21 protein-coding genes and 1 tRNA gene are annotated in these 23,070 nt (G+C 55.7%); 11 read left to right on the top strand and 11 right to left on the bottom strand.

The genetic code is table 11. The features are described from left to right. Positions 1-39: 39 nt before the first annotated feature. From FAES_RS30770 to FAES_RS21465, 3 genes are all read right to left on the bottom strand, one after another. Positions 40-822, bottom strand: a complete 783-nt coding sequence (locus tag FAES_RS30770; protein ID WP_015333286.1) for a collagen-like triple helix repeat-containing protein — start codon at positions 820-822, stop codon at positions 40-42. Positions 823-1,109: 287 nt separating this feature from the next. Continuing rightward, complete coding sequence (locus tag FAES_RS21470) at positions 1,110-1,928, bottom strand: anti-sigma factor (RefSeq protein ID WP_015333285.1); 819 nt, start codon at positions 1,926-1,928, stop codon at positions 1,110-1,112. After that, positions 1,928-2,512, bottom strand: coding sequence for an RNA polymerase sigma factor (locus tag FAES_RS21465; protein ID WP_041258277.1), 585 nt, complete (start codon positions 2,510-2,512; stop codon positions 1,928-1,930). The genes FAES_RS21470 and FAES_RS21465 overlap by 1 nt, the downstream gene beginning before the upstream one ends. Positions 2,513-2,785: 273 nt before the next feature. Between FAES_RS21465 and pyrG the strand changes: the two genes are divergently transcribed. The 6 genes from pyrG to FAES_RS21435 all read left to right on the top strand — a co-directional run bounded on the left by pyrG (position 2,786) and on the right by FAES_RS21435 (position 11,184). Next, positions 2,786-4,474 carry a CTP synthase gene (pyrG, locus tag FAES_RS21460; RefSeq protein WP_015333283.1) on the top strand — a complete coding sequence of 563 codons (1,689 nt, stop codon included), beginning with the start codon at positions 2,786-2,788 and terminating at the stop codon, positions 4,472-4,474. 130 nt (positions 4,475-4,604) lie between these two features. Beyond that, positions 4,605-6,440 (top strand): membrane protein insertase YidC, encoded by a 1,836-nt coding sequence (gene yidC / locus FAES_RS21455; protein ID WP_015333282.1) that lies wholly within the window; start codon positions 4,605-4,607, stop codon positions 6,438-6,440. 155 nt (positions 6,441-6,595) lie between these two features. Further along, entirely contained in the window at positions 6,596-8,317 is a 1,722-nt protein-coding gene (locus FAES_RS21450; protein WP_148289428.1) for an ABC transporter substrate-binding protein, read from the top strand. A gap of 103 nt (positions 8,318-8,420) precedes the next feature. Then, the gene (gene hemL, locus FAES_RS21445) at positions 8,421-9,710 is read left to right on the top strand and encodes a glutamate-1-semialdehyde 2,1-aminomutase (RefSeq protein WP_041259295.1); all 1,290 of its coding nucleotides are present in this window, start codon (positions 8,421-8,423) and stop codon (positions 9,708-9,710) included. A gap of 90 nt (positions 9,711-9,800) precedes the next feature. Then, positions 9,801-10,763 (top strand): glycosyltransferase family 2 protein, encoded by a 963-nt coding sequence (locus FAES_RS21440; RefSeq protein ID WP_015333279.1) that lies wholly within the window; start codon positions 9,801-9,803, stop codon positions 10,761-10,763. Positions 10,764-10,833: 70 nt separating this feature from the next. After that, positions 10,834-11,184 carry a hypothetical protein gene (locus FAES_RS21435; protein ID WP_041258276.1) on the top strand — a complete coding sequence of 117 codons (351 nt, stop codon included), beginning with the start codon at positions 10,834-10,836 and terminating at the stop codon, positions 11,182-11,184. Positions 11,185-11,201: 17 nt separating this feature from the next. On the opposite strand, the gene FAES_RS30520 is transcribed toward FAES_RS21435, so the two are convergent. The 3 genes from FAES_RS30520 to FAES_RS21425 all read right to left on the bottom strand — a co-directional run bounded on the left by FAES_RS30520 (position 11,202) and on the right by FAES_RS21425 (position 12,833). Then, positions 11,202-11,360, bottom strand: a complete 159-nt coding sequence (locus FAES_RS30520) for a hypothetical protein (RefSeq protein ID WP_015333277.1) — start codon at positions 11,358-11,360, stop codon at positions 11,202-11,204. Positions 11,361-11,562: 202 nt separating this feature from the next. Continuing rightward, on the bottom strand, positions 11,563-12,318 hold the full coding sequence (locus tag FAES_RS21430) for an HpcH/HpaI aldolase family protein (protein WP_015333276.1): 756 nt from the start codon (positions 12,316-12,318) through the stop codon (positions 11,563-11,565). Positions 12,319-12,407: 89 nt separating this feature from the next. Next, positions 12,408-12,833 carry a hypothetical protein gene (locus FAES_RS21425; RefSeq protein ID WP_015333275.1) on the bottom strand — a complete coding sequence of 142 codons (426 nt, stop codon included), beginning with the start codon at positions 12,831-12,833 and terminating at the stop codon, positions 12,408-12,410. A 202-nt stretch (positions 12,834-13,035) separates the two neighbouring features. Between FAES_RS21425 and FAES_RS30870 the strand changes: the two genes are divergently transcribed. Further along, the gene (locus FAES_RS30870; RefSeq protein WP_445451869.1) at positions 13,036-13,455 is read left to right on the top strand and encodes a hypothetical protein; all 420 of its coding nucleotides are present in this window, start codon (positions 13,036-13,038) and stop codon (positions 13,453-13,455) included. Positions 13,456-13,547: 92 nt separating this feature from the next. Here the strand turns inward: FAES_RS30870 and FAES_RS21415 are convergent, their stop codons facing one another. The 4 genes from FAES_RS21415 to FAES_RS21400 form a co-directional block, all read right to left on the bottom strand. Continuing rightward, positions 13,548-14,423: a helix-turn-helix domain-containing protein gene (locus tag FAES_RS21415; RefSeq protein WP_015333273.1), complete on the bottom strand. Its 876-nt coding sequence runs from the start codon at positions 14,421-14,423 to the stop codon at positions 13,548-13,550. A gap of 114 nt (positions 14,424-14,537) precedes the next feature. Further along, a complete protein-coding gene (locus FAES_RS21410; RefSeq protein ID WP_015333272.1) occupies positions 14,538-15,824 on the bottom strand; it encodes an adenylosuccinate synthase in 1,287 nt (428 codons plus the stop codon). A 65-nt stretch (positions 15,825-15,889) separates the two neighbouring features. Then, positions 15,890-16,408, bottom strand: a complete 519-nt coding sequence (locus tag FAES_RS21405; protein ID WP_015333271.1) for a Fur family transcriptional regulator — start codon at positions 16,406-16,408, stop codon at positions 15,890-15,892. A gap of 112 nt (positions 16,409-16,520) precedes the next feature. Then, positions 16,521-18,779 carry a RelA/SpoT family protein gene (locus FAES_RS21400; protein WP_015333270.1) on the bottom strand — a complete coding sequence of 753 codons (2,259 nt, stop codon included), beginning with the start codon at positions 18,777-18,779 and terminating at the stop codon, positions 16,521-16,523. 100 nt (positions 18,780-18,879) lie between these two features. Here FAES_RS21400 and FAES_RS21395 point away from each other — a divergent pair, with 100 nt between their 5' ends. The 3 genes from FAES_RS21395 (at position 18,880) to tig (ending at position 21,669) form a co-directional block, all read left to right on the top strand. After that, positions 18,880-20,040 (top strand): glycoside hydrolase family 76 protein, encoded by a 1,161-nt coding sequence (locus FAES_RS21395; RefSeq protein ID WP_015333269.1) that lies wholly within the window; start codon positions 18,880-18,882, stop codon positions 20,038-20,040. A 72-nt stretch (positions 20,041-20,112) separates the two neighbouring features. Then, positions 20,113-20,194: transfer RNA gene (locus FAES_RS21390), tRNA-Leu, on the top strand. Between the two features lie 113 nt (positions 20,195-20,307). Then, on the top strand, positions 20,308-21,669 hold the full coding sequence (gene tig / locus FAES_RS21385) for a trigger factor (RefSeq protein WP_015333268.1): 1,362 nt from the start codon (positions 20,308-20,310) through the stop codon (positions 21,667-21,669). Between the two features lie 73 nt (positions 21,670-21,742). On the opposite strand, the gene FAES_RS21380 is transcribed toward tig, so the two are convergent. Continuing rightward, positions 21,743-22,159, bottom strand: coding sequence for a helix-turn-helix domain-containing protein (locus tag FAES_RS21380; protein WP_015333267.1), 417 nt, complete (start codon positions 22,157-22,159; stop codon positions 21,743-21,745). Positions 22,160-22,381: 222 nt separating this feature from the next. Here FAES_RS21380 and FAES_RS21375 point away from each other — a divergent pair, with 222 nt between their 5' ends. Further along, positions 22,382-23,065: a ClpP family protease gene (locus FAES_RS21375; RefSeq protein ID WP_015333266.1), complete on the top strand. Its 684-nt coding sequence runs from the start codon at positions 22,382-22,384 to the stop codon at positions 23,063-23,065. The last annotated feature ends 5 nt before the right edge of the window (positions 23,066-23,070 follow it).

The following is a 23,070-nucleotide window of genomic DNA, read 5'->3' as shown; positions in this document are numbered from 1 at the left end:
CCCGTTCAGGTACGTTGTCATGGTGTGGATAGATGAAACTTAGTTACTCAGGTTAAAGTAGTCTTTCACCGACGCATAATTGTTGAAATCGACGGGCTTGCCTTCGTTGGTCATGCGGCCGCCTTTTGTGCTGCCGTAGACCACCATAATGCGGTATTGGGGTGTGTCTTTAACCAGATCGCGGAAGGTGGTTGCGGGTTTTCCAACAAATTCCGGCATGGCAGCGTAGGACTGCGTCGCCGGTTTCCAGTCACGGGTGTAAATCTGGATATATGGATAGAAGTAATTGACGCCCAGGAAATCATTGCTGATGTAGGTCTGAACGTAGTTTTCGAAGCTGTTGGCGGGGCGGCCCGGCACCAGTGAGTAATTGTAGGCATATCCCTGATTGATGCGATCAACCAGTTTGTACTCGGCAATAGACTGGTCCCAAAACGGATATTTGAACTTGTAGTAGACATAAACGACCCCCTTGTCGAGAGCCTCCTGCGTAAGTACCGCTTGTGAGGTGGCGTTGGTGTTTAGGTAGGCGACCGTATTGTCAGCCGCACGCCCGAAGGCATCGGTTTGCATGCTTTTCCAGTCGGTGTAGACCACATTGGCGTTACCGTCTTTACCCGCTGCGCCCGATACGCCCTGCGGCCCCGTTGCTCCGGCGGCCCCCGATACACCCTGCGGGCCAGTGGCCCCGGTGTCGCCTTTGGCTCCCTGTGGCCCGGCCGGCCCCATGTCGCCCTGATCACCTTTGCAGGCATTCAGACCACCAATCAGCAGCGCTGCAAGGCCATACGCCCCCAGCAAACGAATCAACGTCGTTTTCATGATACAAGAAAAAAAGTGTGGATAGATAAACTTGAACGCCACAAATGTACCGTGGGTGACATGGGTCGCACCATACCGGAAAACCAGTAATTTTCAGGGAAACCGGCGTCGGGAGTGGCCTCGTAACCGGTCCGGCGAGGGCGGAGGGAAGGGCCAGCATGGCTGAACTGCCACGGTAACGAACTGGCTCGTCGGATGGCGTGACCGGCTCAGCAAAGGACAGCCTGCGACGGCTGTGCAGGCTGTAAGGGAATGGTAATCAAGGTAATGCAGTCAACGTCAGGGAGCTATTTTTCCGTAGGAGCGGCCTGATCGCCTTTTGGCTGCGTCAGTTGTTCGGCCAACGAGTGGTACGGATGGGTGCTGTCGAGGCTAATCCGGTTGAGAATGGGGCGGGCGAGGTCAGATTGCTCACTTTTCAGGTAAGCAAGGGCCAGAAACCAGTCGGCTTTCTGGCGCAGGGCTCCTGTCGACTGGCTCACGGCTTCCTGAAGCGGCGCGATAGCCGCGGTCGGCTGTTGTTTGGCCAGGTACGTTAGCCCTAGAAAATAGTGGCGATAAGGCTCAGTTTGGCGGTCCTGCGCCGGAATGGCCAGTTGGTCGATGACAGCGTCGTACCGCCCCGTTTTGTAAGCCTCGATGGCCGTGAGCAGCTGACGGCGTTCGGTGGGCGCCAGGTGCGCGGGCAGGCTCTTGGTGAGCTGATCGTCGTTCTGGCGAAGGCTTTGCTCGGCGTAAGCAAGGCTCGTTGGCTCGGCGGGTTGTTGCAGGAAATAATACCCGACGCCCAGACCCAGCACTACACTAGCGGCGGCGGCCCAGCGGCCCCAGCCAGCACTTTGGCGTGGCGCGAGCAACGGCGTTGGCTCAGCGGTGGGGGAGGTGGCTTCGTCGTCAGGGCGGGCTTTGTAGCGCTCATGCGCCTGCTTCACCCGCTGCTCGACAGCCAGGCCGTGGAGACCCATGCGTAGCGAGCGGTGAAGACGTACATCGGCCTGTAACGCGTCGTCACTCGCCATGGCCTGCTCGAACGACTGGCGATCAGCGGGAGACAGCTCCTGATTCAGGTACGCTTCGATCAGCTCAAATTGGGCTTGCGATGGCATTAGAGTCCCCGTTGCCGGGCGATTTGTTGGTAAATACGTTTCAATTGTTCGGTGCATTCATACCGCTTCGACTTCACCGAGGTTTCTTTCATCGTCAGGCGTTCGGCGATTTCGCGCAGGGATAGTTCGTCGATGTAGAACCACTGCATCAGCTGGCGGCAACCCTCCCGGAGTTGCCCGAGCGACTGCCGCACGGCCTCTACGGTTTCCTGGCGGGCGAGTTCAAGCAGGGCGTCGTCGGAGTCGGGCGTGTCGACCTGCGCGGGCATGGCCGCGTGGCGACGCATCCGGGCGGAATCAAGCTCGGTGAGCCACACTTTCTTGCAATAATCGAACAGTACAGTTGTCACTTTGGTACTGGACCGGTGTTCGTACCGGCCCGATTCAAGGTTAAGGATAAAGTTGATGAGACCTTTCTGAAACGAATCTTCGGCGTCAGCGACGGTGCCACTGTTGTTAATGACCCAGAACCGGAATGAAGGGAACAGATTGGTATAGAGCCAGTCGTAGGCACTGGCTTTACCGGCCTGAAGCGCTTCAAATAACACACGATCCGTCTCAAAGGCATGGGTAGAAGATGGCATACTACACTGGCTAGTTGGGGCAACAAGAACAGGAAGCCCCGGACCAATAACAACTGGGCTATAAACCGTAGCATCCCTGCATCGGGCGTCGTTGAAAAAGGTAAGGGGCGTGGGTTTGTGCCCAAGTAAGGGCAACCATTTTTTATAGACAGTAAACTCGCTCAGGGCTAGGACTCTATCCAACGGCACGCACCTAAACTGAAAATACACCGCCGGTTTTGGCATAAATTCCCGTACTTTTACATCCCGTAACGACCAAACGGATTGTCAACCATGGCGGCTACGGGCTCCAAAACTTCAACGAAGTTCGCGAAATACATTTTTGTTACTGGCGGAGTAACATCATCACTCGGAAAAGGCATTATCGCCTCTTCTCTGGCCAAACTCCTGCAATCACGCGGTCTTTCGGTCACTATCCAGAAATTTGATCCCTACATCAACATCGACCCCGGTACGCTCAACCCGTACGAACACGGCGAATGTTATGTAACCGACGACGGGGCCGAAACGGACCTCGATCTGGGCCACTACGAGCGGTTTTTGAACACGCCGACCTCGCAGGCCAACAATATCACCACCGGGCGTATCTATTACAACGTGATCACCCGCGAACGCAAAGGCGATTTTCTGGGAAAAACGGTGCAGGTAGTGCCGCATATCACCGACGAAATCAAGCGTAACCTGCGTTTGCTGGGCGAATCGGGCGAGTACGATATCGTCATCACCGAGATCGGCGGCTGCGTGGGCGACATCGAGTCGCTCCCGTTTATCGAAGCGGTCCGGCAGTTTAAGTTTGAACTGGGCGAGCACAACACGCTGGTAATTCACCTGACGCTGGTGCCGTACCTCAACTCGGCGGGTGAACTGAAAACCAAACCCACACAGCACTCGGTGAAGATGTTGCAGGAAGCGGGCGTGCAGCCCGATATCCTGGTTTGCCGCACTGAACACCCGCTGCCGCCCGATATCCGGCGGAAGATCGCGCAGTTCTGCAACGTGCAGGTTAGCTCGGTGATTGAGGCAATGGATGCCGAAACGATCTACGACGTGCCGCTGCTGATGAAAAACGAGAAGCTCGATCAGCGGGTGCTGTATCTGCTCGATATCTACAACGATCAGGATTCGGACCTCGACGAGTGGCGCAACTTCCTAAAACGGCTCAAAAACCCCGTCGATGAGGTACGTATCGGGCTGGTGGGCAAATACGTAGAGCTACACGACGCCTACAAATCAATTGCCGAATCGTTTATCCACGCCGGCTCGAAAAACGAATGCAAGGTGCATATCGACTGGATTCAGTCGGAGCATCTGGCCGACGAAGGGGCGGTAGAAGAACGCCTGCGCGACCTCGACGCGGTGCTGGTAGCGCCCGGCTTTGGCGAGCGGGGTATCGAAGGGAAGATCAACGCCATCCGCTACGTACGCGAAAACGGGGTGCCGTTCTTGGGTATCTGCCTTGGTATGCAGTGCGCCGTTATCGAGTATGCCCGCAACGTGCTGGGCCTGCCCGAAGCGCACTCCTACGAAATGAATCCGCAGACGCCCAATCCGGTCATCAACATGATGGAAGATCAGAAGAAGGTTGTCAACATGGGCGGTACCATGCGATTGGGCGCCTATGCCTGTAAGATCAAGAAAGATTCGCTGTCGTATCAGGCCTACGGCAAGACAACCATCAGCGAGCGCCACCGCCACCGCTACGAGTTCAACAGCGCCTACCTGGAGCAGTTTGAAAAAGGCGGCATGCGGGCCGTTGGGACCAATCCCGAAACGGGGCTGGTCGAGATTGTAGAGTTGCCGTCGCACCCCTGGTTTGTGGGTGTGCAGTTCCACCCCGAGTTGAAAAGTACGGTGATGGCGCCGCAACCGCTGTTTGTTCAGTTTGTAAAAGCGGCTATGGCCTACGCTCAGCATAAGCGTGCGTTTGAAGCGCCCGTCGGCAACGAGGCAGTTGTTGGTTAACCCACCCGATTGGCGTAATTTTGCGTGAAATTCAGTTTACAGTTTATGGTTTACAGTTTCCAGTTGCTGACGCTCCAACGCGCACAGCGCCGAACTGCAAACTGTAAACTGCAGACTGCAAACTCTAGAAATGGATCGTAATCAACTTATTGGCCTATTACTCATTCTGGCCATGTTTGTCGGCTACCAATACCTGGTGCCGAAACCCCCGCCGGAGAAGAAACCGACGCAACAAACCAAAACCACCAAGCCCGCGTCGGGTAGTGCCGCCACGGTCGCCACCACCGCTCCACTCGATTCGATTGCTGCCCGCACCCAATTTGGGGCTTTTGCGGCGGCCGCCAACGGTGAAGCCCGTGATATCGTGATCGAGAACCCCGAGGTGAAAGTGACGTTCAGCACGCTGGGGGGACGGGTAAAAGAAGTACTGCTGAAAAAATACAAGACGTTCGACGGCAAGCCGTTGCTGCTGATTGATGCCAAAACCAGCGAAACGTCGGTGGTGTTGCCAACTAAATCGGGCTCGGTCGATCTGCACGAACTGTACTTCCAGACGGCTACCCAAAGTGGTACCGCAGCGGGTCAGGCGATCACGTTCCGCGCCGAAATCGGGCCGGGGCAATCCGTCGAGCAAACCTACACCGTTCCGGCGGCTGGGTACGTGATCGACTACGCGCTCAAGACCAACGGCCTCGACGGCGTGCTGGGCAACGGCGACGTGCGGTTCCTGTGGGAAGACCGCATGCAGCAATACGAAAACGACCTGAAAAACAACCGGGTCGCTGCCACCATCAATTACCTGACGGTCGACGAAAACTTCGACAAGCTGCCCGAGAATGAAAGCAGCAACGAAGCCGTCGTGGAAGAGCCGGTGAAGTGGTTCGCCATCAAGCACAAGTACTTCCTGTCGGCGTTTATCGCGCAGGCCGGACAACTGACCAAGGCCAAGTTTCAGACGACCGTCGACCCCGCCGACAGCAGCACGGTGAAAACGGCGCTGGCCGACGTAAGCATGCCACTCGCCGACATCAAAGGCGGGAAAGGGACATTCCGGTATTACTACGGCCCCAACGATTTTCAACTGATCAAAGAAGGTATCGCGCCGGAGTTTGACCGGAACGTGTATTTGGGCTATTCGATCCTGAAGCCGATCAACAAATACTTCTTTGTGCCGATGTTCAACTTCTTCGAGAAGTTCATCGGTAACTACGGGATCCTGATCGTCTGCCTGGTGATCTTCGTGAAACTGCTGCTGACCCCCCTGACCTACAAATCGTATGTCAGCATGGCTAAGATGCGGGTGCTGGCGCCCGAAATTGAGGAGATCAAAGCGCGCGTGGGCGATGATATGACCAAGCAGCAACAGGAGCAGATGAAGCTCTACTCGGAGGTGGGCGTCTCGCCGCTGAGTGGCTGTATCCCGGTGCTGGCGACCATGCCGATTCTGCTGGCCCTGTTCCAGTTGTTTCCGAACCTCATTGAACTGCGGCAGAAAGCGTTCTTGTGGGCACCCGACCTGTCGACCTACGATGCCTTCATCAACCTGGGCACGAACATCCCGTTTGTGGGTAACCACATCAGCCTGTTCACGGTGATGATGACCGCGTCGAGCATTGCCTACGCGTATTACAACAACCAAACGACGCCGCAGCAACCGGGTCCGGTAAACATGAAGGCGCTGAGCTACATTTTCCCGCTCATGTTCATGTTTGTGCTGAATTCATTCCCGGCCGGTCTGACGTGGTACTACTTCGTCTCGAACGTGGTGACGATCGCTCAGCAGCTGCTGATCCGGAACTTCGTTGATGAAGGGAAGATTCGGGTATTGCTCGACGAAAACCGGCAGAAGATTGCCGCTGGTGGTGGCAAGAAGTCGAAGTTTCAGGAGATGCTGCAAAAGCAGCTGGCTGCCGCTGAAGACGCGCGCAAGCAGGCCGAAGCCGCCAAGAAGAAAGCTAAGAAGTAATGAATAATGGATGATGTACAATGCACAATGCACAATGACCTGCTCGTATGAAGTCATTATACATTGTACATCATCCATTACGGTCCGCCGTTGCGGTTCATTCAAAAAGCAACGCCTTATCGCGTTGCTTTTTCACATAGTAAATGGTAGTAGCAATGCGTAAACAACAAGTTTGTTTTTTGATCGTGTGCCTGGCTGTGTGGTTGCCGCTGACGGGGTTTGCCCAGAAGGATACGGAGCGACGATACCGGGCGGGCGTGAAAGCGGTGCAATTAGGCGAGTATGATCGGGCTCGTTCCGACCTGCAAGTGGTGATGCAACGCGACGGCAGCTTTGCGCCGTTTGCTTATTACTACCACGCCGTTGCGTCGGTCAGGCAGAAACGATTCGAGGCGGCGCGGGCCACGCTCAAACAACTCATCGACAAATACCCCAACTGGCTCAAAAAAGAGGAGGCCTATTACCTGGCGGCATCAGCGGCTTTCGAGCAAAGCCTGTTCGACGAGGCGTTTTCGTATACCAACCTGATCAGCGACCCGGAACTGCGCCGGGAAGTCGATCGGATGGAGGCTTTTTTCCTGCCCCGCATTGGCGACCTGAACCGACTGAAAGCCCTACAAAAGCAGTACCCAGCCGATCGAACGCTGGCCCTGACGCTGGTTGAGCTGATTCAGCGGACATCGTCGGAAAAGTCAGATCTGGAACTGTCGGACCGGCTGTCGAACCGGTTTGGGCTTTCGTCACCGCCCCCCGCGCCGAGCCGGCCGACGCCCCCTGCCGCCGTTCCTGCCACCCCGCAGGCACCTGCCACGGCTATCCGCCAAAAGAACAAAGGCTATTACAACGTCGGTGTCTTGTTTCCGTTCCGCGTCGACCGGTTGGGCGTGGGTGATCGGGCGCGGTCCAATCAGTACGTCTATGACCTGTACGAAGGCATGAAGCTCGCCAAGAGCAAATTGCTGGCCGAAGGGATCACAATCAACCTGTTTGCCTACGACAGCGACAATGACACCGACGAAACGCTTGAACTGCTCAACAACGCCTCATTCGCGCAGAATGACCTGCTGATTGGCCCCATCTATGCCGAGCCGAACAAACTGGTATCGGCGTTTGCGGTGCAGAATAACATCCCGCTCGTGAACCCCATTGCCACCAGCCGCGATCTGATTGCTAACCTGCCCAACGCCTACCTCGCCCAGCCGTCGACCGTGCAGCAGGCGATCGAAACGGTGCGGTTTGTAAAAGGATTAAACGAGAACCGGCGGGCGGCGGTGTATTTCGGGGCGGCCCGCAAAGACTCACTGCTGGCCTCGGCCTATCAGACCGAGTTGAAAGCGCAGGGTTTTCAGGTCGTCGACTTTCGCAAGCTGACTGGCAACGGCACCGATATGGCCACCGCGATGCGGATCAACGACATGAACCGGCCGGGCCACGTGTTCTTCGCCTCGAGCAACGACGACGATGGACCGCGCATGCTAAGCGCATTGAGTAGCCGGGGCGTCACAGGCCCGCTCATCGCCACGTACCCAGCCTTCGATTACTTCCGAAATTCGCTGTCGACCTTCACCCGGCGGGAGCTGTATCTGGTCGCGCCAGAGTTTATGGATATGAGCCGCGAGGCCACCGAAGCGTTTCAGGAGACGTACCTGAGCCGCCGTAATATCATCCCGTCGGTTTTTTCGGCCTGGGGGTACGACATGCTCCTGTTTTTTGGGCGGCAACTGGCGAAAAATGCGCTGAAGAACCGAACCAGTTTGCAAACGGAGCCCGACAACGATTACGTACTGTCGGGGTTCGATTATACCCGATCAAATGACAATCAGGTGGTGCCGATCGTAAAATTCGACGGTGCCCGGTTTATACGAGCAAACCAGTGAAAGCGTGAATGCGTGAACGAGCGAAAGCGACGCTGCCAACTCCATTGACATGACCGAGCCGCTTTCGCTCGTTCACGCATTCACGTTTTCGCTCTTTCACTTTATGACGAGCGAACAACTTTTCGAGAAAGCAAAAACGCTGATCCCCGGCGGGGTCAATTCACCCGTACGGGCGTTTCGGGCGGTAGGCGGAACACCGCTGTTTATTAAATCGGCCAAGGGCGCGTACCTGACCGACGAAGACGACCGCCAGTACATCGAACTCATTAACTCGTGGGGCCCTATGATTCTGGGCCACGCGTTTGAGCCGGTCGAGCGGGCCGTGCGCGATGCCATTCAGTACTCGTTTTCGTTTGGCGCACCCACCCGCAAAGAGGTCGAGATGGCCGAGCTGATCGTCAGCATGGTGCCGTCGGTCGAGAAGGTGCGGATGGTCAATTCGGGCACCGAAGCCACGATGGCCGCGATTCGGGTGGCGCGTGGGTTCACGGGCCGCGATAAGATCATCAAGTTTGAAGGCTGCTACCACGGCCACGGCGATTCGTTTCTGATTGCGGCGGGCAGCGGCGCCATGACAATGGGCACGCCCGATAGCCCCGGCGTGACGAAAGCCACCGCCCACGATACGCTCACGGCACCGTATAATAACCTGGCGGCCGTGGAAACGCTCATCGACGCCAACCCCAACCAGATCGCCTGCCTGATTCTGGAACCGGTGGTGGGGAATATGGGCTGCGTATTGCCCGACCCCGGTTTTCTGCAAGGCATTCGCGACCTGTGCACCAAACACGGCATCGTACTCATTTTCGACGAGGTGATGACGGGCTTTCGACTGGCCAAAGGCGGTGCGCAGGAACGGTTCGGCATCCTGCCCGACCTGACCACGATGGGTAAGATCATCGGTGGCGGTATGCCCGTTGGCGCCTACGGTGGCCGTACCGACATCATGAACATGGTGTCGCCCGCCGGGCCGGTTTATCAGGCCGGTACGTTGTCGGGCAACCCCATTGCCATGTCGGCGGGGCTGGCCATGCTCACGTACCTGAACGAGCATCCGGAGGTATATGAGCGCCTCGACACGATCGGTAAACGGCTGGGCGATGGCTTCCGGGACAGCGCGGCCAAGCTGGGGCTGAACTACACCGTCAACCAGATTGGGTCGATGTTCACGCTCTTTATAACCGACAAGCCCGTTACCGACCTGACTTCGGCCAAGACCTCCGACATCCCCCGCTTTGGCCGTTATTTCCACGCGATGCTGGAACGCGGCGTGTACCTGGCTCCGGCGCAATACGAAAGCCTGTTTGTTTCGACCGCCCTCACCGACGACCTGATCGAACAGGTGATTGCTGCCAACGAAGAAAGCCTTAAGGCAGTAATGAAGGATGAGTGATCAATGATGAACGATGAGTGAGCCGGGGCAAGAGACTGAAGGTCATGGCACACTCATCGTTTCTCATTCATCACTCATCACTACTCCTGCATGTTTTTCTCCGTCATCATTCCCGTTTATAACCGCCCCGACGAACTGGCTGACCTGCTGGACAGCCTGACCCGGCAAACCGTGACCAATTTTGAGGTGCTGGTGGTGGAAGATGGGTCGACGGTGAAAGCCGATGGGGTGGTGGCGGCGTATCAGGACCGGCTTCAGGTACGTTACTTCGAAAAACCCAACACGGGGCAGGGCTTCTCCCGCAACTATGGATTTGAGCGGGCCAATGGCGATTATTTCGTCGTGTTCGACTCCGACGCCGTGATCCCACCGGGGTACTTTGCCGCCGTGCAAACGTACCTGGCACATACGCCACTCGATGCCTACGGCGGCCCCGACGCGGCGAGTCCGGATTTTTCGGCCACCCAGAAAGCCATCAGCTACGCCATGACGTCGGTGTTCACCACGGGTGGTATTCGCGGAAAAACTCAGAATGCGGGCGGGACGTTTATACCCCGCTCGTTCAACATGGGCCTGTCGCGGCGGGTGTTTGCCGAAACAGGCGGATTTGCCAAGCGCGACATGGGGGAGGACATGGAACTGAGCACGCGCCTGCTCCGGCTCGGCTACCGCGTGGGCCTCATTCCCGGCGCTTTTGTGTACCACAAACGACGGGGTACGTTAGGGGCTTTTTTTCGGCAGATTATTCAGTTTGGTCGCACGCGGGTGCAGCTTAACCGGCAATATGGCATTCCGGTCAAAATCGTGCACCTCTTTCCGGTGGTATTTACGCTGGGCTGGCTAAGTTTACCGCTGTTTGCACTACTGTGGCCTGCGTTGGCCGGTTTAGGGCTGGGTGCGTACGGGCTATTTGCCGGTCTGGTGCTGGCCGACGCTACCCGACAGGAACGAAGCCTACGCGTGGGGGTGCTCAGCGTGGCGGCGTCGTTCACGCAGTTATCAGCCTACGGACTGGGTTTTTTGGGGGAATGGATAGGCTGGTATGGTAAATGAGGAAAACGAAGCTAAACACCTGAAATAGTAACGAGTTAATACTACCATAATACTACCTCAACAGTTCGCTATGGCAAATCCCGCTAAGCCTCCCGGCCAACGATTGGTGAAACGCATGAGTGCCCGTACCAAGTGGCTTATTCTGGCCCCGGTGGGTCTTTTGCTGATCGGAGCAGGGTTGTGCGTGCTGGTGGGTGCCGGCTACGAGATGCACGCAGGCGCGCCGTTTATGCGCTGGTTTTTGAAAGGCACCTATAGCCTGATACTGGTCAATGGGGGGATTTCGATTTTTGGCTCGGCTATCCGTTTCCGCGTTATGCTTGATACACGCCAACTGATCCGGCAGGAGCTGAAGCGGCAACGCAAGGATTTCAAGAGGTACAAAAAAGCCCCGTCACCAAAAGGCAACGGGGCTACTTAAAGCGTATGTATGTTAGCTTAGGCAGCTGCTTTCTTTTCAGCAAAAGAGGCCTTGATCGCTTCTACGTCAACGTTTTTGATGATCGGCTTGCGCAGCAGTTGCTTGATGGCTTCCGTCGCGTTGTTAGAACGGGCACGGTTTTTACGGCCTTTCCGAAGTAGTTTGGTAACTCCCATTGTAGTATATCGTTAATTGTCGGTTCGAATTTTGAACCGCAAAAGTAAGGGTTTTTAGCTAGACGAACAACCGGCGGTGTTGATGGCGCGCGGATGAAGCGGATTTTAAAGACGGCCGCAGCTTTCTCTTTTCAGGCATTCGACTGAATCCATCCGCGATCATCCCTAAAATCTATGTCATCCGCGTGCTATCTCGCATCGCTTACTTTTTCAGAAAGTCGTTGGTGGCGTTTTTGAGCATACCGGCTACCGAGTTGAGGCAGAACAAGACGCCCCGGTCGATAAGCGCCCTCGCCTGATCGCCGTTGGCCACCGTGGTACCGACCACCTTACCCGCCGCTTTGATCTTCTCCACAACGCCAGCGATGGTTTTCTTCACCTCGTCGTGGCCGGGGCCGTCGTAATAGCCCATGCTCATGGCCAAGTCGCGGGGGCTGATCAAAAACCCATCGACGCCTTCGACGGTCAGCAGTTCGTCGAGATTGGCAACCGCTTCCTGATCTTCCAGTTGCGGCATCACCAGCGTTTGCTCATTGGCATACTGCACATAATCGCCCTGACTGACGCTCCCCTGCAAGTACTCGGCAACCCGCACCGGCCCCAGATTACGCTGGCCAAACGGGGGGTATTTGACCGCCGCAATCAGCGCGTCCAGATCATCAGCGGTTTTAACGCCCGGCATCACGATACCCATCACGCCCGCGTCGAGGTACTGCAACACCAGCTTGGGATCGTTGCTGCGGATCCGGGCCAGCGGCGTGATGCCGCTCACCTCACAGGCCCGCACAATCTCCTGCACCTGCGCCGTGGTGATGGTGCTGTGTTCGCCGTCGATGAGGTAATAATCTAAGCCAGAGAAGCCGCAGATTTCGGCGATGGTCGGGTCCGAGCTGTTAGAAATAACGCCAAGCACCGCTTGGCCATTGAGCAATTTCGTTTTGGTTGCGTTTTCTCGCATGGGTATCGCTAGTGAATCGCCAAATGTAGCGGATTGGCGCGCATGCAACGTACCCAGACCCTCAAATTCGACTGTTGTGGCGCCACAACTCAGGGATTGATTCGCTCGAAGAGAAAACCAGGTAAATCGCCAGCCATGCCGGTGTCCAGAAACAAGCGATTAGGCGCAATCCGCAACGACGGGTCGCGCAGATACCAGTTGTCCTCTCGGGGCTGGGCGGTCGTTTTGAGTTGGAAGTCGTATGGCGTTTCGTTGATCTTGTAGCTGACCAAATCGGTCTGTTTGCCATCCCGGACGAGCCTAATCTGCTGATCATCCGTAACGATAAGCTGTACATTCGGGACTGCTGAACCTGAGCCCATCGTATACATCTTTGTCAGGCGCCAATGGCCAGGAAACCAGACTTTAGCCTGCACCAGATCGGTGGTATACGCATCGGGTGGCGTAACGGCCTGATGGCAGCTAAGCAGGCTACTGAGGCAAAATAGGAAAAAGAGAACACGTACGTTTTGCATAAACTGGCTGAGTTGATTACTCACTGGACACGTACCTGAGCCAAAGCGTTGGAAGGTAAAGAAACATTTTTGATTGTTAGGTAACGTGCCCAGCCCCGTTACCACCCGAAAAACCCAGACCTAAACTAACCATCGTCTTCAGCATCAGATACTATCACACGCAAAAGGCAGCTGACTCAGCTGCCTTCCTGTACACCTGTACATGGGTTTACTAAAGCGAAATCCGTTTGGCTTTTGGGCTGACAAAAAGGGTCAGCCAGCTTCGGCGGGCCATTCGGAAAAAATAGGGCGTCAGCAAAACGAGCGTAGGGACCAACCCAATCAAGTAGTAAGTCAGATCGACCTTCAGCCAGACGACTGCGACAAAAAACGTAATCAACGTCCAGGCGGTAAAGAAGGCGTAACTGATAAACATCGACGCCCAATAAAAGCCGGGTTCGGGCATGTAGTTTTCGCCGCAATTTGGGCAGTGGCTGTGCATGTCATCGAAATGGCGGCTGAACGCACTTGGTTCGACAAAGAAATCGCCCTCATGACACCGGGGGCATTTATTGAACACAACGCTGTAAAATCGACTATCGGAAGCCATAGCTGTACGTTTTTTGGTGGCCAAACAGGCTGATTACCAGGTGCTGGTCAGCCATTCTTGGTGCACCAAAGGTAGGGTTGGCCCGTGGGGGCTGCCAGTAGAAACAAAGGCAGCTATGGTACAAATCAACGATGTTCGCTCACTGCTTGTTGATGTCGAAAGTCGGCCGGCGTGCAGCCGGCATACTTCCTGAAAAATCGAACGAAATACGACGGATCATCGAAGCCAAGCTGAAACCCGACCTCCTGCACCGACTTAGTCGTATGCGTCAGCAACCGCTGAGCCTCAATCAAAATCCGCTCGTGCAGCAATTGACTCGCTTTTTTGCCCAGCACCTTCTGGCAGATGTGATTGAGGTGGTTGGGCGTGAGCCCCAGCTGATCCGCGTAGGCACCGATGGTACGTACCTGAATAAACTGCGTTTCCAGTAGCTCCTCAAACTGGCGAATTCGATCGTAATAAGGCGAGTTGGCACCGGGTAGCTGCTGATCGTAGAGGCGGTTGGCCGATTCGAGGATGAGGTGCAGAAACGATAAAAACACATCGGCCCGATTCGGTTGCTGCTCGCTATATTCCTGATACGCGTAGGAAAATAACGTGTTGAACCGGTCTTCGGCCTGCGTTACTTCTAGCAAGGGCAGGTGTTGATGGGAATGGTAGAAGGGGTATTGGTGAAGCCGGTTGCCCCATTGGCTACGAAAAAAGTTAGGCTCGAAAAACAGGTTGAACCCGGTCGTGTTGGTGTCGAGCTGCCAGCTATGCACCTGTCCCGGCGTCAAAAAATAAAGCTGATGTGGCCGAATGGGATAGGTTTTAAAATCGATGGTGTGGGTGCCGCCGCCCTGATTAATCCACATGACCAGATAAAAAGTGTGCGAATGCGACTGATCGATGTTTTTGAACTCGCTGACCAGTTTTTCCAGCCGAGTCATGTAAAAAAGCTCGCTGGACTGATGGCGGGGAAAGGAGCGTAGATTATAGACAGGGATGGCGGATGGCATGGCAGCAAAGTCGGTTTAGGCTAGATCAGCGAAATGAGAACGGGTTGCTCATTGAGTAGCTATGAAACCAGCTCAACGAGCAACCCGCCTTCGTAAACCTGAAAGGAGTCGGTACTATACGCCTACGGCTTCGCGGTGCACCAGGGCTTCGCGGTCAGGGCCAGTTGACACGAACGTGATGGGCAGATTCAGTTCGTTTTCGAGGTAGCTGACGTAGTTGGCCAGTTCGGCAGGCATCGCGTCGAAGGTATGAATACCGTCGAGCGACGTTTGCCAGCCGGGGAAGTCCTTGTAAATGGGCGTTACCTCGGTGTCACACAGGTCGTAGGGTAGTTTCTCGGTCAGCGTACCATCGGGCAGTTGGTAGTGCGTGCAGACGCGGATCGTGTCGAAGATGTTCAGCACGTCTACTTTCATCATCACCAGCTGCGTAACGCCGTTCAGCATGATGGCGTATTTCAGAGCAGGCAGATCGAGCCAGCCACACCGCCGCGGGCGCCCCGTGGTTGCCCCAAATTCGCGCCCTTCCTGCCGCATCCGCTCGCCGATTTCCTCGTGCAGTTCGGTGGGGAAGGGGCCGCTGCCCACGCGGGTGCAATAGGCTTTGAAGATCCCGAATACCTCACCGATCTGCCGGGGCGCCACGCCCAGCCCGGTGCAGGCACCAGCCGTCATGGTGTTGGATGACGTCACGAACGGATAAGAGCCAAAGTCGATGTCGAGCAGCGACCCCTGCGCTCCTTCAGCCAGTACTTTCTGTCCGTTCTGCAAAGCCTGGTTGACTTCGTATTCGCTGTCGGTGAGGGTAAAGGTTTTCAGGAACTCGACGGCCGAGAAAAAGTCGTCTTCTGCCGCCGGTAGAACCGAGGCATAATCGAAATTGTGCCAGTCCAGAATCGTTTTGTGAGCGGCTACGAGCGTATCGTACTTCGTCCGGAAATTGGGCGACAGCACATCACCCACGCGCAACCCCTGCCGGGCTACTTTGTCCTGGTAGGTGGGGCCAATGCCGCGCAGCGTCGAGCCAATTTTGGCCGCACCTTTCGCCTGCTCATAAGCCGCATCGAGCAACCGGTGCGTAGGAATGATGATCGACGCTTTTTTCGAGATGATCAGGTTTTGGGTGAGCGCGAGGTTGAACTTCGCCAGCCCGTCGATTTCCTTCCGAAACACGATTGGATCGAGCACGACCCCGTTCCCGATAATATTGAGCGCTTCGGCCCGGAAAATACCCGACGGTATCTGGTGCAACACGTGCTTGATACCGTCGAATTCGAGCGTATGCCCGGCGTTGGGGCCGCCCTGAAAACGCGCTACCACCTGGTACTGTGGCGCCAAAACGTCCACGATCTTACCTTTTCCCTCGTCGCCCCACTGGAGGCCTAACAAAACGTCTATCATTGAAAAATTGAAAGATGGATCGCCTTGCCGACGACCCTAATCATTGAAAAGAAACTCGTATTCTGTTATACCTCAGCCTGCGTAGCCGGTTCACCCTGCCGGTCTTTGTTGCGGGCAGCTTCGTCCCGGTTTTCGCAGGGGTCGCGGCGGCAGGCTCCGTAGAAGATCAGCGAGTGGTGCATGACATCGAACTTGAGCATGTCGCCCACCATATTCTGGATGTTCTGCACGCGCGGGTCGCAAAACTCCATCACCTTGTGGCAATCCGTACAAATCAGGTGGTCGTGCTGCCGGTAGCCATACGATTTCTCGTACTGGGCCAGGTTCTTACCAAACTGATGCTTCGTAACCAGGTCGCAGTCTACCAGCACGTCGAGTGTATTGTAGACCGTCGCCCGGCTGACGCTGTAGTTTTTGTTTTTCATCGAGACATACAGCTCGTCGACGTCGAAATGATCTTCGCGGTTGTAAATCTCTTCCAGAATGGCAAAGCGTTCCGGCGTCTTGCGTAGCCCCTTGTTTTCGAGGTAAGCGCGCAAAATCGTCTTCGCCGATTCAATATTTGCTTGATTGGGTGCTGGCATAAGGCAAAAGTAACAGTTCGAGGTCCAAGGTCCAATGGGCAGTGTCGCTTCGCTCGGAGGCCGTCACCTCAGAGGTTGGTCCCGCGACGCCACGATTGGACCTTGAGCCTGCTTAGTCAAACCGCACCACGTCGAAGACGCCATCGACGGAAGCAAGCTTCCGCATCAGCGTTTCCAGGTGGCTGGTGTCATGCACGTATAACTTGATATTGCCCTCAAAAATGCCATCCTGCGAATCAATGGTTACCGAGCGCATATTGATGTTCAACTCATTGCTGATCACCCGCGTTACGTCATTGACCAGGCCCATCCGGTCGGTGCCGGTGATGCGCAGGCCCGCCAGAAACGCCAGTTCCTGTTGCGAGGTCCACTTGGCTTTGATAATCCGGTTGCCGTGGTTCGACATCAGCTCGACCGCGTTGGGGCAACTTACCCGGTGGATCTTGATGCCGTCGGTGACCGTCACGAAGCCAAACACATCGTCGCCCGCGATCGGGTTGCAGCATTTGGCCAGCGTGTAATCGATCTTGTCCATGTCCTCACCAATGAGGAGCATGTCGGCATCGGAGCGTTCACCATGGATTTTCTTCAGCTCTTTACCCAGCGATTTGCCATCCTGAATGGTATCGGTATTGAGCTTGTTGGCGCGATTTTCCTTAGCCTCCTTATCCGACTTGAACTTGTTGAGCTCTTTAACGTCGATGTGCCCTTTCCCGAAGCGGTAATACAGGTCACTGGTGGTTTTCGAGCCGAAATACGCCCGAATCTGGTTAGTCAGCTCGTTGGTGACCTCCATGCGGAGAATCTTCAACCGTTTGCTGATCAGGTCCTTCCCGTCGGAGATATATTGTTTTTTCTCCTCTTTGATGAGGTCTTTGATCTTGGTCTTGGCCTTCGAGGTCACCACAAAGCGCAGCCAGTCTTCATTGGGCTTTTGCTTGTTGCTGGTGATAACCTCCACCTGATCGCCGTTCTGCAACACGTGGCTCAGCGGCACCAGCACATTGTTGACCTTCGCGGCCATGCATTTGGCGCCGATCTGCGTGTGGATGTCAAACGCAAAGTCGAGGGCCGTAGCCCCGCGCTGTAGCACTTTCAACTCGCCTTTGGGCGTAAACACGAACACCTCTTCGCTGTAGAGGTTGCTGCGGAAATCATCGAGAAACTCGATGGCGGCGGTTTTATCGCCTTTCTCCCCCTTCTCGGTGGTTTCGAGCATCTCACGTACCTGACCGATCCACGAGTCGAGGCCGGCCGCCGTGCGGGTGTCGTTGCCCTTATACTTCCAGTGCGCGGCGTAGCCTTTCTCGGCGATCTCGTTCATCCGGTCGGTCCGGATCTGCACTTCCACCCACTGCCCCGACCGGCTCATGACCGTGGTGTGCAGCGACTCATAGCCATTGGCCCGGGGCGTGCTGATCCAGTCTTTCAGGCGCTCGGGGTTGGGCTTATAATGATCCGTTACGATAGAATACGCCCGCCAGCAGGCGGCCTTTTCCTGCTCCAGCGGCACACCCAGAATGATGCGTACCGCAAACAGGTCATAAATTTCTTCAAATGGCTTTTTCGACTTGCTCAGCTTATTCCAGATTGAATAAATCGATTTGGGGCGCCCTTTGATGTAGTAGGGGAGGCCCGACGCAATCAGGTCATCTTCAATCGGTTTGATGAACGTACCGATGAACCGATCCCGCGAGGTTTTGGTCTCGCGCAGTTTCTTGGCGACGTCTTTGTACGCCTCCGGCTCCACATATTTCAGGTACAGGTCTTCCAGCTCCGACTTGATGGCGTTGAGACCAAGCCGGTGCGCCAGCGGGGCATAGATGTAAATCGTCTCCGACGCAATCTTGAGCTGTTTGTCGCGGGGCATCGAGTCGAGCGTCCGCATGTTGTGCAGTCGGTCGGCCAGTTTGATCAGAATCACCCGCACGTCGTCGGAGAGCGTCAGCAGCATTTTGCGGAAGTTCTCAGCCTGCTGCGAGCTGCCATATTCGAAAATGCCCGAAATCTTGGTCAGGCCGTCGATGATCCGGGCCACTTTCTCACCAAACGCCCGTTCGATGTCGGCAATCGTCGTGTCGGTATCCTCCACCACGTCGTGCAGCAGCGCGGCTACGATGGAGGTGGTGCCCAGCCCAATTTCTTCCACGGCAATCTGCGCCACCGCCAGCGGGTGGTAGATGTAAGGCTCGCCCGACCGCCGCCGCATGTTTTTGTGGGCTTCGGCCGAGGTGTTAAACGCCTTCTTGATCAGCTTGGCATCATTATCTTTCAGATAAGGCTTTGCCGCCCGGAGCAATCGGCGGTATCGTTTCAGGATCTCCTGTCGTTCCTGTTCAAGATCAATTACGGGAGCAGCGGTCGCATTCATCAGGGTTGTTTCAAAAAGGTGGTGTCGTTGTACACGTTACTCAAGGTACACTATTAAAACAAAATGTGGGTACGCTTAGGTCGGAAAAAGTGCGAAAGCGATGGATTTCCTGCGCGAGGGGCAATTTGTGCCGTGGGCTGCTTTACCAGGCGTATCGACCGCTTTTTGCCCCAACACGATGGCACTTCGCTTTGGCTTCCTTACCTGCCTGCTGCTTACCCTGCCCGGCTGGGCGTGGGCACAGCCCAACCCCACTCCGGCCGACGCAGACCGGGCCTATGCGGCGTTCGACCAGGCTTTTTATAACCCCGACGCCAAGCTCTATTACGGCACCACCCAACGCGAGGGCGTAGCGGCCATCTGGACGCAGGCCATCTATTGGGATATGGCCATGGACGTTTATGAACGCACCCAGGACCCGGCGCAACGCCAACGCATCACCGATGTATACGAAGGCAACGGCAGGCAGTATGCCCAGTACGACTGGACGAACCACAAGGTCTGGTTTATCTACGACGACATGATGTGGTGGGTGATGGCCTTTGCCCGCGCTCACAAACTAACCCGCAACCCAACGTACCTGCAACGGGCCATTTCGGGGTTCAACCACGTTTGGGAGGGCTCATATGACCCGGTCGACGGGGGCATGTTCTGGGATTTCAAGCATAGCGGCAAAAACGCCTGCATCAATTACCCCACCGTCATTGCTGCCCTGCGCCTGTATGACCTGACGAACGACACCACGTACCTGGGCAAGGCTAAACGCGTCTACGCCTGGGCGCGGGCCAACCTGTTTGAGCCGATGAGCGGGCGTGTGGCCGACCACAAAATCGGGAAGGGCCGACCCGGCTACGAAGATTACACCTACAACCAGGGCACCTGCATCGGGGCCGCTACCGGGCTTTACGCCATCACCCACGACGAGACGTACCTGATCGACGCCAAACTGGCTGCCGACTACACCCGCGATCGTATGAGCCGCAACGGCATCTTACCGGCCGAGGGCGATTTCAACGAACAGGGCGTGCTGAAAGCTATTTTTGCCCAATACATGGTGCCCCTGGCTACCACTTACGGGCAGCGGCACTACCTGCCCTGGCTCAGGCAGAATGCACATCTGGGCTGGCAAAACCGCGATCGATCCCGCGACCTGACCCACCGCGATTACCAGGCGCCCTGCCCAACGGGGCCAATCCAATCTTACGAAGCGAGTAGTGTGGTGATGCTAATGCAGCTGTTGAGTGCAAAAGCAGGTAATTGATCACACAAAAAAGCGAAATGCTTTGGTGGGTCTAGTTTTTTAACTACTTTTGCAGGCCGAAAAATAGGTCCTGCGGGCGTGGCGAAATTGGTAGACGTGCCAGACTTAGGATCTGGTGCCGCAAGGCATGGGGGTTCGAGTCCCTCCGCCCGTACAAGTGCTTTCAAAGAGTGAAGGAATGAAAGAGTGAAAGAGTGATTCGTAACAGGCACCACTCTTTCATTCTTTCGCTCTTTCACTCTTTATCATTTTAAACCAGTCTGAATCGTGGATATAGTTCTTGACAAAACCAGCGAAACCAATGCATCGCTGATTATTACGCTTAAGCCCGAAGATTATCGGCCCGAAGTCGATAAGAAACTGAAGCAATATGGTAAGCAGGTGTCGCTGAAGGGGTTCCGCCCCGGTCACGTACCCGCCGCCGTGGTGCGGAAGATGTATGGCAAAGGCATTTTGGTTGACGAGATCAACAACCTCCTGAACAAGAGCCTCTCGAGCTACATCCGCGAGAATAAATTGCAGGTCGTGGGCGACCCCATGCCCAACCGTGAAGAAGCCGACGCGATCGACTGGGATAACCAGGACGACTACAAATTCAGCTACGAGCTGGGGCTGGCGTCAGACTTCGACGTGGATCTGGCGACCTTGGGCAGCGTGAACCACTACACGATTGAGGCGGGCGATAAGGAAGTGGACGAAACGATCGAAAACCTCCGTAAGCAGTTTCACGCGCACACCCACGCCGACGCCATCGCTGAAGGTGACACCGTTTATGGTGAACTGAAGCAGCTGACTGCCCCCGAAGGCGCAGAACCCTTCGAGACTAAAACAGCGCTGCCTCTCAACAAAATCGCGGCCGACGTGCTGGGTACGTTCATCGGCAAAGCCAAAGGCGAAACCGTGACGTTCGACATGGCCACTGCCTTCCCCGATGAGAAAGACCGGGCGCTGGCAACGGGCGTGAAGAAAGAAGAAACCGGCAACCTGACGGGCGACTTCACCTTCACGATCGAAGACATCACCCGCCACGAACCCGCCGAACTGAACCAGGAGTTCTTTGATAAGGTGCTGGGCGTGGGCGCCGTATCCGACGAAACCGAGTTCCGCACGAAAGTGCGCGAGATCATGGGGCAGAACTACGCCCGTGAGTCGGACAACCTGCTGCGCCGCGATATCGAAGACGCGCTGCTTGAGAATATCCTCATCAGCCTGCCCGACGAGTTCCTGAAAAACTGGCTGCTGACGGTCAACGAAGGCAAATTTACGCCGGAGCAGATCGAGGAGCAGTACCCCGATTTCACGAAGTCGGCCAAGCTGCAACTCATCAAGAACAAAGTAGCCGAGCAGGCCAACATCGACGTCAACTTCGAAGAAGTGATGGACTCGACCCGGCAGATGGTGCGCGATCAGTTCGGTTTTGCGGGTGACATGGGCGATGAGATGAAAGAGACCGTCGATAAAATTGCCCGGAACTACCTGATGGACGAAAAGAACAACGGTCAAAACTACACCACCACGTTCAACCGCGTGTTCGACGATAAAGTAATCGACTATATCAAATCACAACTGACGGTGGTTGATCAGACGATCACGCTCGACGAGTTCCGCGACCGCGCCAACGCGCAGTAATCGATTCTATCAAACTGAAAAGGCCGGATGGGGTAACTCATCCGGCCTTTTCAGTTTGATAGAATCGAACTCATTAAAAGCCAATGCGCTCGCGCTCAGGTTGCTGGCTCGTTACAGCCCGCAGCAGTTCGAGGGCGAGGCGCTCGTCGTAGCGGCGTTTGTAATGATCGACCTCCAGCCGGAGCTTCTCGATCTCGACCTCCTGCTTCTCAACCGTATTGCGGAGTTGTTCTACTTCGTTGGGGGCCAGCACGGTGGGCTCCAGGGCCACTGGTTCGTCGCTGATCAGGGCCACCACCGACGTACCCAGCACCTGGGCGATCTGGCCTAGCCGACTGAGGGTCAGTTCGGTTTTGCCGCGCTCAATGTCGCCGTAGGCCGTGGTGGACAGATTGAGCAAGTCGGCCATGTTCTCCTGCGACAGACCGCGTTGCAGACGGGCGAGCCGGATGCGTTCGCCGGCAGGGGTGGGAGCGTTGAGGGGCTTCATATCAAGCAAAACTGAGCAAATCTCAAGAAAAAATGACAGGGTTTCTTGCCTCTAAGAACGCAACTTTGTAGCGGATAAGTTTTGAAACTTACCGGTTCTGACATTAGTTAAAATTGTGTTCACAGTCCACGGTTCATGGGCCTCAGTGGTTTCGGTCGGGTGGGTTTCCTGACGTAGTGAAGCGGCAGAGGCTAGTGAACAGAGGACACCTTTAACAAAAATATGCAGTACGGAGACGAATTTCGCAAATTTGCCGTCCACCACATGGGTCTCAATGGCCTGACGGTTGATGGCTATGTACGACACACAGTCGATAACATGACGCGGTCCGTGATTGAAGAACGGCCGATGAACTTCCGGGAGGTCGACGTGTTTTCGCGGCTGATGGCCGATCGGATCATCTTCATGGGGATGGGCGTCGATGACAACATTGCCAACATCATTGTAGCGCAGTTGCTCTTTCTCGAGTCAGCCGATCCGCGCAAGGATATTCTGATGTATATCAATAGCCCCGGTGGCTCGGTGTATGCCGGTCTGGGCATTTACGACACCATGCAGTATGTGCGCCCCGACGTGGCCACGGTCTGCACCAGTCTGGCGGCCTCAATGGGTGCCGTGTTGCTGGCGGGTGGTGCGGCTGGCAAGCGCTCGGCGCTGCCCCACGCCCGGGTGATGATTCACCAGCCGTCGGGTGGCGCGCAGGGCCAGTCGGTCGATATCGAAATTACCGCGCGTGAGATCGTGAAGCTGCGTGAAGAGCTTTACCAGATTCTGGCCGATCACTCAGGCAAAACGATTGAGCAAATCGAGAAAGACTCTGACCGCGACAAGTGGATGCGCGCCGAAGAAGCTAAAGAATACGGCCTAATCGACGAAGTCCTCCGCCGCGAACGGACGCTGGGCTAAACAGT

Source organism: Fibrella aestuarina BUZ 2 (genome assembly GCF_000331105.1).
Lineage (GTDB): Bacteria > Bacteroidota > Bacteroidia > Cytophagales > Spirosomataceae > Fibrella > Fibrella aestuarina.
This window is presented reverse-complemented; position numbering and strand designations above follow the sequence as displayed.